The sequence below is a fragment of the Saccharibacillus alkalitolerans genome (genome assembly GCF_011090185.1).
Taxonomy (GTDB): domain Bacteria; phylum Bacillota; class Bacilli; order Paenibacillales; family Paenibacillaceae; genus Saccharibacillus; species Saccharibacillus alkalitolerans.
Map to the genome: position 1 here is coordinate 34,893 of NZ_JAAFGS010000005.1, position 14,228 is coordinate 49,120.

Annotated in this window: 12 protein-coding genes; 2 read left to right on the plus strand and 10 right to left on the minus strand. The window is 59.5% G+C overall.

Annotated elements, in window-relative coordinates:
• Positions 1-200 precede the first annotated feature (200 nt).
• The 6 genes from fba to iolA form a co-directional block, all read right to left on the minus strand.
• Positions 201-1,124: a class II fructose-1,6-bisphosphate aldolase gene (gene fba, locus GYN08_RS15175; protein ID WP_235946308.1), complete on the minus strand. Its 924-nt coding sequence runs from the start codon at positions 1,122-1,124 to the stop codon at positions 201-203.
• A 33-nt stretch (positions 1,125-1,157) separates the two neighbouring features.
• The gene (locus tag GYN08_RS15180; RefSeq protein WP_166275733.1) at positions 1,158-2,024 is read right to left on the minus strand and encodes a sugar phosphate isomerase/epimerase family protein; all 867 of its coding nucleotides are present in this window, start codon (positions 2,022-2,024) and stop codon (positions 1,158-1,160) included.
• A 121-nt stretch (positions 2,025-2,145) separates the two neighbouring features.
• A complete protein-coding gene (gene iolD / locus GYN08_RS15185; RefSeq protein WP_166275735.1) occupies positions 2,146-4,059 on the minus strand; it encodes a 3D-(3,5/4)-trihydroxycyclohexane-1,2-dione acylhydrolase (decyclizing) in 1,914 nt (637 codons plus the stop codon).
• A 39-nt stretch (positions 4,060-4,098) separates the two neighbouring features.
• Positions 4,099-5,085 carry a 5-dehydro-2-deoxygluconokinase gene (gene iolC, locus GYN08_RS15190; RefSeq protein ID WP_166275737.1) on the minus strand — a complete coding sequence of 329 codons (987 nt, stop codon included), beginning with the start codon at positions 5,083-5,085 and terminating at the stop codon, positions 4,099-4,101.
• A gap of 69 nt (positions 5,086-5,154) precedes the next feature.
• Positions 5,155-5,973, minus strand: a complete 819-nt coding sequence (gene iolB / locus GYN08_RS15195) for a 5-deoxy-glucuronate isomerase (RefSeq protein ID WP_166275739.1) — start codon at positions 5,971-5,973, stop codon at positions 5,155-5,157.
• 68 nt (positions 5,974-6,041) lie between these two features.
• Positions 6,042-7,505, minus strand: coding sequence for a methylmalonate-semialdehyde dehydrogenase (gene iolA / locus GYN08_RS15200; RefSeq protein ID WP_166276146.1), 1,464 nt, complete (start codon positions 7,503-7,505; stop codon positions 6,042-6,044).
• Positions 7,506-7,889: 384 nt separating this feature from the next.
• Here iolA and GYN08_RS15205 point away from each other — a divergent pair, with 384 nt between their 5' ends.
• On the plus strand, positions 7,890-8,639 hold the full coding sequence (locus GYN08_RS15205) for a DeoR/GlpR family DNA-binding transcription regulator (protein ID WP_166275741.1): 750 nt from the start codon (positions 7,890-7,892) through the stop codon (positions 8,637-8,639).
• Positions 8,640-8,687: 48 nt separating this feature from the next.
• On the plus strand, positions 8,688-9,077 hold the full coding sequence (locus GYN08_RS15210) for a tautomerase family protein (RefSeq protein WP_166275743.1): 390 nt from the start codon (positions 8,688-8,690) through the stop codon (positions 9,075-9,077).
• A gap of 662 nt (positions 9,078-9,739) precedes the next feature.
• Here the strand turns inward: GYN08_RS15210 and iolI are convergent.
• The 4 genes from iolI to iolE form a co-directional block, all read right to left on the minus strand.
• Complete coding sequence (gene iolI, locus GYN08_RS15215) at positions 9,740-10,588, minus strand: 2-keto-myo-inositol isomerase (protein ID WP_166275745.1); 849 nt, start codon at positions 10,586-10,588, stop codon at positions 9,740-9,742.
• Positions 10,589-10,663: 75 nt separating this feature from the next.
• A complete protein-coding gene (locus tag GYN08_RS15220) occupies positions 10,664-11,698 on the minus strand; it encodes a Gfo/Idh/MocA family protein (RefSeq protein ID WP_166275747.1) in 1,035 nt (344 codons plus the stop codon).
• Positions 11,699-11,783: 85 nt separating this feature from the next.
• On the minus strand, positions 11,784-13,241 hold the full coding sequence (locus tag GYN08_RS15225) for a sugar porter family MFS transporter (RefSeq protein ID WP_166275749.1): 1,458 nt from the start codon (positions 13,239-13,241) through the stop codon (positions 11,784-11,786).
• A 16-nt stretch (positions 13,242-13,257) separates the two neighbouring features.
• On the minus strand, positions 13,258-14,163 hold the full coding sequence (gene iolE / locus GYN08_RS15230; protein ID WP_166275751.1) for a myo-inosose-2 dehydratase: 906 nt from the start codon (positions 14,161-14,163) through the stop codon (positions 13,258-13,260).
• Positions 14,164-14,228: the final 65 nt, after the last annotated feature.

A 14,228-nucleotide genomic window follows, 5' to 3' on the forward strand; every position in this document is an offset into this window, starting at 1 on the left:
GGCTTCATCCCCGCTTCTGCCTCAAACCGCAAAAAGACCCGCATGCGCAGGATCGCTCCCGGCGCGCAGCGGGTTTTCGTTTTTTTCTGCTCGTCTCGTTTTGCGTGTCCGGCTTTGCGCGATCGCTTTCCGTTCCCCGGCCGTTCCCCGACCGTTCTCCGCGTAAGCTGCCGGCGACCGCCTGCCGCGTTCGCTCCGACTTACGCCAGCGGCTGCACGCCGGCATCTTCGCGCTCGCCTGCCGGCATTCTCTCCGGATTTCCCGCCGCGCCCGCGCGGCCGCTCGAGCCGAACTCGCGGATCTTCTCGCGCACCGCGTGCCGGATCGCGTCCCGGGCCGGCGTCAGAATTTTCCGCGGCTCGGTCGTCTCCCGGTCCTCGTCCAGCGTGCGTCGCAGCTGCTCGGACCAGACGGTCACGCATTCCGTATTGATGTTGACCTTCGCATGTCCCAGCTGAATCGCCCGGTGCAGCTGATGCGTCGGAATGCCCGACGCTCCGTGCAGCACCAGCGGCACGCCGACGGCTTTGGAGACGGCTTCCATCTCCGCAAAGCCGAGCTTGGGCTCGCCGACGTACTTCCCGTGCACGGAACCGAGCGCCGCGGCCAACGCGTCGATTCCGGTATCCCGGACGATACGGACGCACTCGCCGAGATCCGCATAGGAGATGCCGCCGATCAAGCCGTCTTCCATGCCGCCGACGGTGCCGACCTCCGCTTCGACCGAGACGCCGTGCGCCCCGGCATATTCGACGACCTTTCTCGTATCGCGGACGTTGAGTTCGATGGGGTCGTGCGAACCGTCGTACATGACGGACGTAAAGCCGGCGTCGATCGCCCGGAAGCAGCTCTCCACGCTTTTGCCGTGGTCCAGATGCAGCGCCACCGGAACGGTAATGCCTTTTTCTTCGGCCAGCGTCCGCACCATGTTCGCGACGAGGCGATACCCGCCGAGGAAATCGATCAGCCGGTCCGACGCCGCCACGATGACCGGAGCGTCTTCCTCCTGCGCCCCGTCCAAAATCGCGTGCACCCAGGACAGGCCGTTCACGTTAAACTGGCCGACGGCGTACCGCTGCTTTTTCGCCCGCTCCAGCATCTCTTTCATGGATACCAGGGTCATGCCTTCCACCTCCGCTCGTCAGGCCGGTCTGTTTTACGCCAGCCCGAGACCTTCCTTCATTTTTCTCAGCGTGATCTCGTTGGACCAATCCACCTTGTCCCCGTAAGCGAATACCGCGTTGGTCGCGATGCCGTCGAATTTCATTTCGCGCAGCTTGCGGAACAGCGTATCGAAGTCCACGTCTCCCTCGCCGATGTTCAGATGCTGGTGCACCGTCACCTGCGCGTCCGGCGGATTCACGATGTAGCGCAGTCCGTAGGCGGCTTTGTGGTTGAACGTATCGGCAAAAAGAACGTGATCGAGCAGGTCGCCGGCTTCGTCCAGCATCTTGGCGATATCGCCCACCCCGTCGTCGTAGAAGAACGTATGGGCCACGGAGTAGACCAGCTTGATCCAATCGCGGTCCAGCGCCCGGATCATGTTGATGGCGCCGGTGTTCGTCTCGATAAAATCGTACGGATGCGCCTGCAGGTTCAGCCGGATGCCTTCGCGTTCGAATACGGGGATCAGCTCGTCCATCGACTTGACGAACTTCTCCTCGCAAATCAGCGGCTCGTACTTGGACCCGCTGAATTCGCTGTTCATCAGGTCGACGTCCAGCTCGACGGCGATCTCGATCGCGCGCTTCCAGTTGCGGACGGCGGCCTGGCGGCGGTCTTCGTCGGGTCCGGCCCAGTGATAGAGCGGCAGCAGCGAGGAGAACTCGAGGCCGGCTTCGCTCATCCATTTTTTGACCTGCTTGATCTTATGTTTGTCGACTTTCGGATATTCGTAGAACCAGCAGAAATCTTCCCGCGGCGACAGTTCGATGTATTTGTAGCCGAGATCGGCCACTTTGAAAATCATTTCTTCCAAAGAATGCGAATGGCGCAGATGCGACGGGTCGTAGGCGAGTTTCATGGTTTTCCTCCTATTCGGCTTCTTGGGCGGAGAGACTGCCGGGAGAGCCCTCCGCTTCGCCAAGCCGCTTTGTACTCGTTGTATTTGTACTCGTGCTGGGGGTTAAGGGATTAAGGGGCGATCAGTATTTCTTCGCCGATTCCAGCTTCTTCGCGCGGCGGGCATAGGCCTGCCGGACGCTCTCGCTATCGGACACTTCGGCGACGCCGACGTTCCACCAGCCGTCGTAGCCGTCGGACATGGTCTTCGGCAGCACCTTCATCTCGATCAGCGTCGAGACGGTCTGCTTTTTGGCGTCCTCGACGGCGGCTTTCACTTCTTCGGCGGTGTTGGCGCGGTAGACTTTGGCGCCGTAGCCTTCGGCGACTTTGGCGTAGTCGATGTTCATGACCTTGCCCTGGTAATCGCGGAATTCGCAGTGGAAGCTGCCGCTGCCGTTCTCCATCTGCAGGTTGTTGATGCAGCCGAAGCCGGAGTTGTCGAACAGCATGACGTTGATCTTATTGCCGGTCTGAATAGCGGTGATCAGCTCGGAATGCAGCATCAGGAAACTGCCGTCGCCGACGATGCTGTACACTTCTTGCTCCGGCTTCGCGAGCCGGATGCCCAGGGCGCCCGAAATCTCGTAGCCCATGCAGGAATATCCGTATTCCAGATGGTACGTATTCGGCGCTTCGGCATTCCACAGCCGCTGCAGATCGCCGGGAAGCGAACCCGCCGAGGAGACGACGACCGCGTCTTTGTCGACCGCTTCGTTGACCGCGATCAGGGCGGCGGTCTGCGCGAATTCCGTGCCGAGCGCGTCGGCGTATTCGTTGAGAATCTCCTGGGAGAACTGCTCCTTGATCTCCGGCTCGAAGCCGGAGCGCTTGAACGTCACGCCGCCCAGACGGGCGCGTTCGGCGTCCCATTCGGACTTCAGTTCGGCGATGCGCGAGCCGAATTCCGCCTTGTAGCCGGACAGCCGCTCATGCAGCGCGGATATCGCCAGCTTCGCGTCGGCCACGACCGGAAGCCCTTCCAGCTTGTACGTCTGCATCCGGCTGACGTTGATGTTCAGGAAGCGGGTCCGGTCGAAGTCGAACGCGGTCTTCGACGATGTCGTGAAGTCCGTATAGCGGGTGCCGATTCCGATAATCAAGTCGGCTTCGCGCGCCGCCGCGTTGGCGGCCGACGTGCCGAGAATGCCCGTGCCGCCCAAATGGTTGGCGAACGTGTACTCGACCGTCGATTTGCCGGCATGCGTCTCCACGAGCGGAATGCCGCACGCTTCCGAGAACGCGATCAGCTCTTCCCGGGCGTCGGAATATTTGGCGCCGCCGCCTACGAGCAGCAGCGGCTTTCGGCTTGCCCGGATCAGTTCCTCGGCGGCATCCAGTTCGCGCTCGCTCGGCTGCAGCCGGTCCATGTAATGTACGCGCTTACGGAAAAATCCGGCGTCGTAATCGAAGGCTTCGCCTTCGGTATCCTGGCAGATGCAGATCGTCGCCGGGCCGCTGCGGGCCGGATCGGTCAGCACTTCGAACGCTCGCAGCAGGCTGCTCATCAGCTGCTCGGGGCGGGTGATGCGGTCCCAATAGCGGGAGACCGGCTTCAGCGCGTCGTTGGTCGTGACCGCGAAGCTGTATTCCTGTTCGAACTGCTGAAGCACGGGATCGGGCTGGCGCGTCGCGAACGTGTCGGCCGGCAGCAGAAGCACCGGCAGATTGTTGGCCAGCGCCGTCGCCGCCGCCGTCACGAGGTTGGCCGAGCCGGGACCCGAAGACGCGGTCACGGCGTAGATGCTGCGGCGCAGCTTCTCCTTGGAATAGGCGATGGCGGCATGCGCCATGCCCTGCTCGTTTTTGCCCTGGAACACTTTCAGACGGCCGGGGTCCTGCTCGAGCGCCTGGCCGATGCCGAGCACGTTGCCGTGGCCGAACACGGTGAAGACGCCTTCGACGAACGGCGTCTCTACGCCGTCCACCGAAATGTACTGCTGGTTCAGGAATTTGACCAGCGCCTGCGCTGTCGTCAAACGGATTGTCTCGCCCATATGCTAATCCACCTTTGATTGAGAGTGTGTGCCGACGCCTCAGGAATGCAGCAGAGGCTGCCCGGCGATCAGCGCCTCGATCTCGTCGACGCCCGGCATGGCGTCCGAGGAGCTGTGCCGGCTGACGACGATCGAAGCCGAAGCGCTGCCGTATTTGAGCGCCGTTTCCAGGTCTTTGCCGGTCACGAGCGCGTACAGGAATGCCGAAGCGTACGAATCGCCGGCGCCGAACGTTTTGAGCACGTTCGTCTTGTAGGCGTGCGCGCGGAACGTCCCGCCTTCCCGCGTGTAGGCGTAAGAACCTTCCACGCCGTGCTTGATGACGACGGTCTGCGCCGCGTGCGCGAACAGATAAGCCGTCGTTTGCTCGTTGGAGCCGCCTTCCCCGTTTTCCATCATGTCGTATTCGTCGCGGGTGCCGATCACGATGTCCGACTGTTCCGCCACGAGCGAGTAGTAGACCGACGTTTCTTCCGCCGACTTCCACGTATACGGACGATAGTCGAGCTCGAACACGACTTTGACGCCGTTCTTTTTCGCCAGCCGGACCGCTTTGAGTACCGCTTCGCGCGAAGGACTCTTCGCCAGCGCCGTACCGGACACGATCAGCATGCCGGCCCGCTTGATGTAATCTTCCCGCACCTCGTCCGCTCTCAGGTACAGGTCCGCCACGTCGTCCCGGTACATCAGGATGCTGCATTCTTCCGGGCTTTTGATCTCGGTAAACGCAAGTCCAGTCTTATGTCCTTCCGTATCGACGACCATGCCCGATACGTCGATGCCGGCCTTCTCCATATAGCTCCGGATAAAACGGCCGTGCTGGTCGTCCGCGAGCTTGCCGATGAAGCCCGCTTTCAGCCCCAGCTTGGCGGAGCCGATGGCGATGTTCGCCGGGGAGCCGCCGACGTATTTGGTAAACGTCATCGTCTCCTCCATCGGCCGGTTGTATTCCGTCGCGTTCAGATCGATGCAGGCCCGCCCGATCGCGATCAGGTCGAATTTTTCGCTGCTTGCTGCACTGCTCATGTTTTCACGGCCCCTTTGGCTTTGACGTTAGATGTACGCTGCTTGCGCGATTTCCGCGCTTCCATGTCGTTAAGGACGATTCAGAATCCATTCGTGGTCCGGATCGTTATGGAACTTCCAGATCCGCTTCGGTCCGGCCATCACGTTCAAATAATAGGACGTATAGCCGTCGGGCACGCCTACCGGATGATAGCCGGCCGGCACGATCACGACGTCGCCGTGTTCGACGGCCATCGTCTCGTCCAGACTGCGGTCGTCCGTGTACACGCGCTGGAACAGGAAACCTTGGCCGGGATCGATCTCGTGGTAATACGTTTCTTCCAGAAACGACTCTTGCGGCAGATTGTCCCGGTCGTGCTTATGCGGCGGATAGCTCGAAAAGTTGCCGCCTTCCGTATACACTTCCACGACGAGCAGGCTGCTGGCCGTCGGGTCCGAATCCGGCAGAATGTTGTGCACGGTCCGCCGGTTCTGGTATTTGCCGCGCTGCTCGGTTCCGACTTCGTCCGCCCGAATCAGCTTGGTCGGCAGCGGCTCGAGCGACGGCGAGTAGCAGAGCGCCGCCCGCGCTTTCGTCACGCCCGTGACGGCGATCGATTTGCCGCCGGACACGAAGACGCTGTCCGTCGGTTTGCGTTCGAACACGCTCTCCCGGGTGCCGATATTTTCGAAAACATGCTCGCCTTCGGCGACGGTAATCCGGCCGGTCAGCGCCACGATGCAGCACTCGTCGCCTTCCAGCGTTTCTTCGTATGCCGCTCCCGGCTCCAGCTCGATCAGCCGGAATTCCACGTACTTGAGCCGCGAATCGCGCTTCAGCACTTCCTGCACGATGCGGACCTCTCCCCGCCGTTCGTTCAGCGGTTTGCGCTGCAGATGGCTTGCCAAGTCTATTCCTCCCTTTAACCTGCATCTCCTGCGGGCGAGCAGAAATGCTGCCTCCCGGATGCGGCTTCTCAGTCGAATTTAGGTTCCGTATAACGCGCCGTCACGACTTTTTTGCGGGTATAGAAGTCGACGCTGTCTTTGCCGTTCGCGTGCAGCGTGCCGTAGAAGGAAGACTTCCAGCCCGAGAACGGGAAGAACGCCATCGGAGCGGGAACGCCCAGATTGATGCCCAGCATGCCGGCGTCGATGTTCTCGCGGAAGTAACGGATCGCATGCGCATTGCCGCTGAACAGGCAGGCGCCGTTGGCGAATTCTGATTTGTTGGCGATCTCGACGGCTTCTTTCAGGTTTTTGACGCGGATGACGGACAGTACCGGCGCGAAAATCTCGTCTTTCCAGATCGTCATGTCCGGCGTCACGCCTTCGAAGATCGTCGGTCCGATGAAGTAGCCGTCGCCTTCCATCCGTTCGCGGCCGTCGGTGAGCAGCGTCGCGCCTTCTTCGATGCCTTTTTCGATGTAGGAAAGGGTGCGCTGCTTGTTCTCTTCGCGGATAACCGGGCCGAGGAACACGCCGTCGTCCAGACCGTTGCCCATCTTCACGCCGAGCGTCTTCTCCTTAAGCCGGGCGATGAACTCGTCCGCGATGCCTTCTTCGACCGTCACGACCGCGCACGCCATGCAGCGTTCCCCGGCCGAACCGAAAGCCGCCGAAACGACGTTCGTGACCGTGTCTTCGAGGTTGGCGTCGTTCAGCACGATCGTATGGTTTTTCGCTCCGGTCAGCGCCTGCACTCTCTTCAGGTGCTCGCTGCCCTTCTTGTAGACGTATTCGCCGACCGGCTTGGAGCCGACGAACGAGATCGCTTTGATCTCCGGGTGCTCCAGAATGCCGTTCACGACGTCATGCGCGCCGTACACGATATTGAACACGCCGTCCGGCAGGCCGGCTTCGGTGAACAGCTCCGCCAGTTTCTCCATCAGCAGCGGCGTGCGTTCCGACGGCTTCAGGATGAACGAATTGCCGAGGGAAATGGCCATCGGGAACATCCAGCACGGCACCATCATCGGGAAGTTGAACGGTGCGATGCCGCCCACCACGCCGATCGGATAGCGGTAATTCGCCGCTTCGACGTCCGTCGCGATGGAAGCGAGCGAATCGCCCATCATGAGGGAAGGCGTCCCGGCCGCGAACTCGACGTTCTCGATGCCGCGCTGCACTTCGCCGGATGCCTCGCCGAGGCTCTTGCCGTTCTCGATCGTAATCAGGCGGGCCAACTCGTCCTTATGCTTGGTCAGCAGCTGCTGGTAGTTGAACAGGATGCGGGCGCGCCGGGGAACGGCTACCTTTTTCCACTTGTCGAACGCCTCCTGCGCGACCTTCGCCGCGTATTCTACATCTTCGCGGGTCGAAATCGGCACCTGGCAGATCAGTTCCTTCGTCGCCGGATTGTAAACGTCTTCATATTGAGTCGTCTTGCTCTCTACCCATTTGCCGCCGATATAGTTCTTCAGCTTTCTTGTGGTCGCCATTGTGGACATATTCGTTCTCCTCTCGCAGTCGCTCCTGGCTGCAGGCCGCTCACCAAAACCGCTGTCACGTTTGATCATATCTTGGTTATGTTTTTATCATATCCAAACCAAACATGCCCGTCAAGTCTAAATACGCATTAAAAATAATCATTTCGTCTGAAAAACCATGAAAAACATTGAATTAATACACATGGATTTTATCACAACCTTGTCAAACTATTCTCTCTATAAAACTTCTCATTAAAAATGTATCCGTTAACATCTTGAAAATTACGCTTTGACGATCTTTTGTTTTAAGCGTTTATTGGTCATATTTAATTAACTATTGATTAACTTTTGGATATCATTTATAATTCTGCGTATCAAACCAACAGGAGAATGCCTATGAAAGCCAGACGACTCCAGGATATCGAAGAATACATCCATAGCCGGAAAAATGTCACGCTGGACGAACTGTGCTCGGCATTCGACGTCTCCAAAAATACGATCCGCCGCGATATCAACCAGATTTTACGGAAAGGCTCGATCGAAAAAGTGTACGGAGGCGTCGTGTCGGCCGCGGAATTGGTTCCTTTCGAAAACCGAAACGTCAAGCATCAAAACGAAAAAGCCGAAATCGGGCGGATCGCCGCCGGGTACGTCGAGGAGAACGATCTGATCTTCATCGACTCGGGAACGACGACCTGCAACATGATCGATTATCTCGACCCCGACAAACACCTGACCATCCTTACCAACAGCCTCGACGTCATCAACGGGGCTGCCGGAATGCCGAACGTCAATCTGCTCGTGCTCGGCAGCACGTACAAACGCAAGACCCGCTCGTTCGTCGGAGTCGACGACGTGCGGACGCTGGAAAAGTACAACGTCAACAAAGCGTTCATGTCCGCGACCGGCGTCAGTCTCGTGCACGGTCTCACCAACTCCGACCTGCTGGAATACGAGATCAAAAAGTCGATCGCCGGACGGGCGGAGCGGCTGGTTCTGCTGGCGGATACCAGCAAATTCGGCCGTTCGACGCTGCTTACCTACGCTTCTTTCTCGGATTTGGACGTGCTCGTCACTTCCCGCGAGCTGCCGCAGGAATATCTGGAAGCGTGCCGCTCGAACGGCATTTCGCTGCGGCATGCTTGAGCGTTCGCCGCTTCGCCTCTACCCCACAACCATGAAGGAGGAAATTGTATGCCGTTATTGCGTTTTGACGTTCAGGAAGGTCGAAGCCCCGAGGATTTGAAAAAGCTGCTGGATTCCGCCCACGAAGCGATGGTCGAGGCGCTGGGCGTCCCGGCTTCCGACCGCTATCAGATCGTGCATCAGCATCCCGCCCATGAATTGGTCATCGAGGACACCGGGTTGGGCTATCCCCGCACCCGCGACATCGTGGTCATCAGCGTCGTCAGCAAGACGCGCACGACGGAGCAGAAGCAGCGCTTGTATGCGCTGCTGGCCGAGTACTTGCGGCGCGACTGCGGGATCGCCCCGACCGACCTGATCGTATCGATCGCCGAGAACGGCGAAGCGGATTGGAGCTTCGGGATGGGGAAGGCTCAGTTTGTGGAGGGTCTATTGTAGGGGGGAAGGCTGTGAGGGGGAAGGCTGTGGGGGAGAGTTCCGGGGGAGTCCGTTACGGTCGCGTGTTGCAATCGGGAAGCCTGGATGAGGTTAAGACGGAAGCTTCCCGATTGCAAAGGCGAACGTTATCACTCCTTCACGGTCTCCCCCTCCACTCTCCCCCCGAGCCTTTGGGGGGAAGAGTGAAAAGAGGGCCCGTTTGCTTACTCGGCAAACGGGCCCTCTTTTTTGCGGCTGTAGCTGTAAGGCGAGGCCGCACCGGCGTAGCGGCAAGGGGATGGCGCGCCGAAGGCGACGCCGGGAGGGGCAACAAAGGCGAGGGCCAAGGCGGGGGCGCGCCGAGGGCGACGCCGGGAGGGGCAAAGGCAAGGATCAAGGCGGGAGTGATGCCTTGCTTCCTCTAACGGAACGAGCAGGCGCTTAGAGGTGCAATCAGGCGGTTCCGTGTTTTTAACGGAACGAGCCGACGCTTAGGCTGGGGAAAAAGGAGTTTTGCGCTCCTTTACACCGTATGCGAGCGTTTAAGGGGCGCCCGGTTCCGTTAAAAACGGGCAGTGCGCAAAAAGAGCCCGTTAACGGGCTTAAGCCGCTCCGGCGGAGCGCAGAGTCGAGTCCGGGCTGCACGGCGGGCAGCCCGGCGGAGAATTACGGGCGGAACGGGATCAGGCCAGCGCCTGGACCGGATAATGGCGGGATACGACTTCGAGCGTCGTCTCTTTCGCCGTGCGGATCGTTTCTTCGGCTTCCAGTTCGTAATATTCCGGACGGAACAGTTCGACGGACACGGCGTCGTCGTAGCCCTTGGCGCGCAGCGTGGACAGCAGGTAATCGAGATCGATCGCCCCCTGCCCCGGCCATACGCGGTCCTCGTCCGTCAGCAGGCCGATCTGGAAATCTTCCGTATCGTCGATATGCAGAATGAAGATCTTGGAGGCGTCGGCGCGCTCCAGGTCTTCGCGCTTGGAGCCCATCGCATGAAAGTGGAAGCAGTCCAGCACCAGGCCGACATTGTCGCGGCCGACTTCTTCGACGACCTCGTAAGCTTCGCCGAATGTGTTGATCGTGCACTGCGGATGGCCGACGAATTCGACGGCGATGCCGATGCCGTAAGGCTTCGCGATATCCGACAGTTCGCGAAGCACGCTGACGCTGCTGGAACGGATCTCCGAGCGTGCGATTTTCTCTTCGGTCACGAGCGGCACGGCGACGACGTAGCGGACGCCGAGCCGGGATCCCCATTCCATCATCTGTTTGAACTCCGCGATGATCTTGTCATGGTCTTCGCCGCTGCGGTTGTTGAAGAACACCAGCGCGTTGAAGGCCAGCGGCTTGATATGATGCGATTCGAAGTAGGCCGCCAGGTCGTCGAGCGAATGGCTTTCCAGATATTCCGGCAGCTTGTCCATCGTACGGATCTCGATATAGTCGTAGCCGTGTTTTTCGCAAATCTCCAGATCTTTGACCAGGTTGGAGTTGTTCAAGGTCGTCGCTTGGTTAAAACACAATCTCATGAGTATTCCCGCCTTTTCGCTAATAGTGGATTTTCTCCCATGTCCTGTATCGATACCCTTGCCCAAAGGCCGGGCTTACGCCTGGCTCAATGCGCGTCCTTCGTACAGCGCCGGCTTCTCGCCCAGTTCGATCTCTTCGCGCGCGCCGCTCTGCTGCGCTTTGACGCAGGCGTCCGCCGTTACCGCCGCGATATAGCCGTCCCAAGCGGTCGGTCCCTGAGGTTCGCCTCCGCCGCTCACCGCGTCGATAAAGTCCTGAATTTCGCGGTCATAAGCGTCGATGAAGCGGTCTTTCCAGTCCATGAGCACGCTCGTCCCCTGCGTCGCGTCTTTACGGAAGGAGATGCTGGCCGGCTCCGGAAGCTTGACGATGCCTTCTTCTCCGATGACTTCGCACTGGATGTCGTAGCCGTAACGGCAGTTGACGAAGATCTCGGCCGTGATCAGGATGCCGCCGTGCGTCTCCAGCGTCACCACCTGCGGATCGCCCAGATGACCCGACGCGTGACGCGACTTTTTCGGGAAAGCCACCTGCACCGATTTGTAATCGTCGTTCACCAGCCAGTGCAGCACGTCGATTTCGTGGATCAGCGTGTCCGTGATCGCCATGTCCGTCGTGTACCCTTCGCCCACTTCCGGATTGCGGTGCGCGCAGCGGATCATAAGCGGCTCGCCGATAAAACGTTCGTCGATCGCCCGCTTAAGCTGAACGTATCCGCTGTCGTAGCGCCGCATGAAGCCGACCTGCACGAGGCGTTTGCCGTGCTTGATCTCCGCGTCGACGATCCGGCGGCAGCCTTCGGCCGTGGTCGCCAGCGGTTTTTCGCAAAAGACGTACTTCCCCGCTTCGATCGCGGCCAGCACGCTCTGCTCGTGCGCGGGTCCCCAGCTCGTGACCAGCACGGCGTCGACGCCGCCCTGCGCCAGCAGCGTTTTGTCGTCCGGATAGACTTGAGCGTCCAGCCCGAAGTTTTCCACGACCGCCTTCGCGGCCTCCTGATTCACGTCCGTGACCGCCGTGATCTTTCCGCCCGACAGATTGCGCGCAATGCGCCGGATATGCTCCCGTCCGATAGCTCCCGTGCCGATTACTCCGATATTCAATGTCATATGGATGTTCCTCCCCGAATTGGTATGAGTTTCGTTCAAGCGGGCTTCGTGATTCGAGCGTGCTTTCTTATTTCAGCGTGCTTTCTTATTTCAACGTGCTGTCGGAGACCGGAGCGGCCTTGGCGGTATAGCTCTGATCCGCGGCCGGTCTTTCCGGGACGGCTTTGCCGTGGTTGCGGAAATTCTCTTCGACTTGTTCCAGCGTCAAATCTTTCGTTTCCGGCAGGCACATCTTGACGAACGTGATCGCCCCGAGACCGAGCGCCGCAAAAATGTAGAACGTCGCCGACAGGCCCATTCCGGCGAGCAGCACCGGGAACAGCAGGCCGACCGCGAAGTTGACCATCCAGAGGAAGAAGACCGTCGTCCCCATCCCGATCCCGCGCAGCCGAAGCGGGAAAATCTCGGACAGCATCAGCCAGGTTACCGGCGAGATGGCGCCCTGCTGGAAAGCGAGGAACGTGACCGTCAGCGACAGCACGACGTACGGCAGCGCTGCCGAGCCTTCGAGCACGGACGACATGACGCCGATCAGCAGCAGCGCGCATGTCGTGCCGATCAGCCCGGTGATCAGCATCGGACGGCGTCCGACGCGGCCGAGCAGCCAGATGCCGACGAATGTCGCAAGCACCGAAATGACACCGTTTGCAATGTTGCCGATCAGAGCCGCCTGGGTGGCGAAGCCGGCATCTTTCAAAATTTCCGTACCGTAATACATGATCGAATTGACGCCGGTGATCTGCTGCACGATCGCGATCCCGATGCCGATCAGCATGATCCGGCGAACCCACGGCGTGCCGAAATCCTTGAAGCTCGCTTTTTGAAGTCCGCGTTCCTGGTGCACGGTCGTCTCGATCTGCATCAGTTCTTCCTGAGCTTCGCCCTCGCTGCGCATTTTGCGCAGCACGCCCAGCGCGTCGTTCGTGCGGTGTTTCGATACGAGCCAGCGCGGGCTTTCCGGAACCCGGAACATGCCGATAAACAGGAAGATGGCCGGAAGCGCGGCAATGACGAGCATGTAACGCCACACGTGCGGGTGATCGCCCATGAACGAACCGAGAATGGCGTTGATGACGAAAGCGGCCAACTGCCCGCTGACGATCATCAGCTCGTTGCGGGTGACGATGCCGCCGCGCTGGCTTGCGGGCGACACTTCGGCCAGATAGGACGGTACGGTTACGGAAGCGCCGCCGACGGCAAGGCCGAGCAGGAAGCGGGCGAGAATCATGACTTCCATATTCGGCGCCAGCGTACAGCCCAGCGTGGCGAAGAAGAACAGCACCGACAGCCACATGATATTTTTGCGTCTTCCGTTGCGGTCGGACAGGCGTCCGCCGAATACCGCACCGAGCGCGGCGCCGAAGAGCAGCGAACTGGACACCATGCCTTGCCCCAGCGCGGTGAGGTTCAACTGGCTCGGATCGGACATATAAGGCAGCGCGCCGTTAATGACGCCGGTGTCGTAACCGAACAGCAATCCGCCGAGGGTGGAGATCAGAATGACTTTGGTCAGGAAAGACTTTTGAGCCGTGCCGTTTTGCATGTCGATCGCCTCGCTTTCAGGTCTGAATTGGAGTCTGCGCCAGCAGCCTTTCATTAATGTAGCGTCTTGCCATCAAAGCGTATTCCAGCGGATGCGCCACATCGGGGTCCTGTTCGGCCTCGACGACGATCCACCCCTTATAACCTTCGGCGATCAGGAAATCGAAGACTTCCTTGAAGTCGATACAGCCGTCGCCCGGCACGGTGAACATTCCGCTCAAGAACGACTGCATAAAGGACCTGCCGTTCCGTCTGCAGTCGTCCAGCACATTCAAGCGGGCGTCCTTGAAATGAACATGCCCGATGCGTCCGATATGCTTGCGCAGAATCGTCATGCAGTCTCCGTCCGACACGAAAATATGTCCCGTATCGTACAGCAGCTGAACACGTGCCGGATCGGTGCCTTCCATCAGACGATCGATCTCTTCCGCCGTCTGGACGCCCGTGCCCATATGATGGTGATACACGAGACGAAGTCCGTACTCCCCGGCAATGCCGCCGAGCTCGTTCAGTCCTTCGCACAGCGTCTTCCACTCCGCATCGTCGAATTCCGGCTTTTCGGCGAAGACGCTGCGGTCCAATCCTTGAACGCTGCCCGTCTGTTCGGAGACGACGATCACGTCCGCTTTTACCTCCTGCAGATAGCGGCACTGCGTCCGGAATTGGCCGATAACCCGATCCAGGCCGTCGCGAATAATGAAACTGCTGAACCACTGACCGGCAATCCGAAGATTGCGCAGCTGCAGCTCTTTGTTTAGAAGATGGGCCTCCGGAAAAAATCCGCCGACCTCGGTCCCTTCGAATCCCGCTACGACGATATCGCTGAGCAGGTGCTGCAGCGTATTGCCCGCGCCGATCTCCGGTATGTCGTCGTTGCGCCAACCGATCGGCGCAATGCCCCAGGCGATGTCTTGTCCTCTCATGACCGTTCCCCTTTGCAGTAATTTAAAAGCCGCTTTCCCTTTTCGATGATGTATTGATTAACTTT

Coding starts and splice junctions, on each gene's coding strand:
- GYN08_RS15180 (WP_166275733.1), bottom strand. CDS start 2,024: ATGAAACTCGCCTACGACCCGTCGCATCTGCGCCATTCGCATTCTTTG.
- iolD (WP_166275735.1), bottom strand. CDS start 4,059: ATGGGCGAGACAATCCGTTTGACGACAGCGCAGGCGCTGGTCAAATTC.
- GYN08_RS15220 (WP_166275747.1), bottom strand. CDS start 11,698: ATGACATTGAATATCGGAGTAATCGGCACGGGAGCTATCGGACGGGAG.
- GYN08_RS15210 (WP_166275743.1), top strand. CDS start 8,688: ATGCCGTTATTGCGTTTTGACGTTCAGGAAGGTCGAAGCCCCGAGGAT.
- fba (WP_235946308.1), bottom strand. CDS start 1,124: ATGACCCTGGTATCCATGAAAGAGATGCTGGAGCGGGCGAAAAAGCAG.
- iolA (WP_166276146.1), bottom strand. CDS start 7,505: ATGGCGACCACAAGAAAGCTGAAGAACTATATCGGCGGCAAATGGGTA.
- iolI (WP_166275745.1), bottom strand. CDS start 10,588: ATGAGATTGTGTTTTAACCAAGCGACGACCTTGAACAACTCCAACCTG.
- GYN08_RS15225 (WP_166275749.1), bottom strand. CDS start 13,241: ATGCAAAACGGCACGGCTCAAAAGTCTTTCCTGACCAAAGTCATTCTG.
- iolC (WP_166275737.1), bottom strand. CDS start 5,085: ATGAGCAGTGCAGCAAGCAGCGAAAAATTCGACCTGATCGCGATCGGG.
- iolE (WP_166275751.1), bottom strand. CDS start 14,163: ATGAGAGGACAAGACATCGCCTGGGGCATTGCGCCGATCGGTTGGCGC.
- GYN08_RS15205 (WP_166275741.1), top strand. CDS start 7,890: ATGAAAGCCAGACGACTCCAGGATATCGAAGAATACATCCATAGCCGG.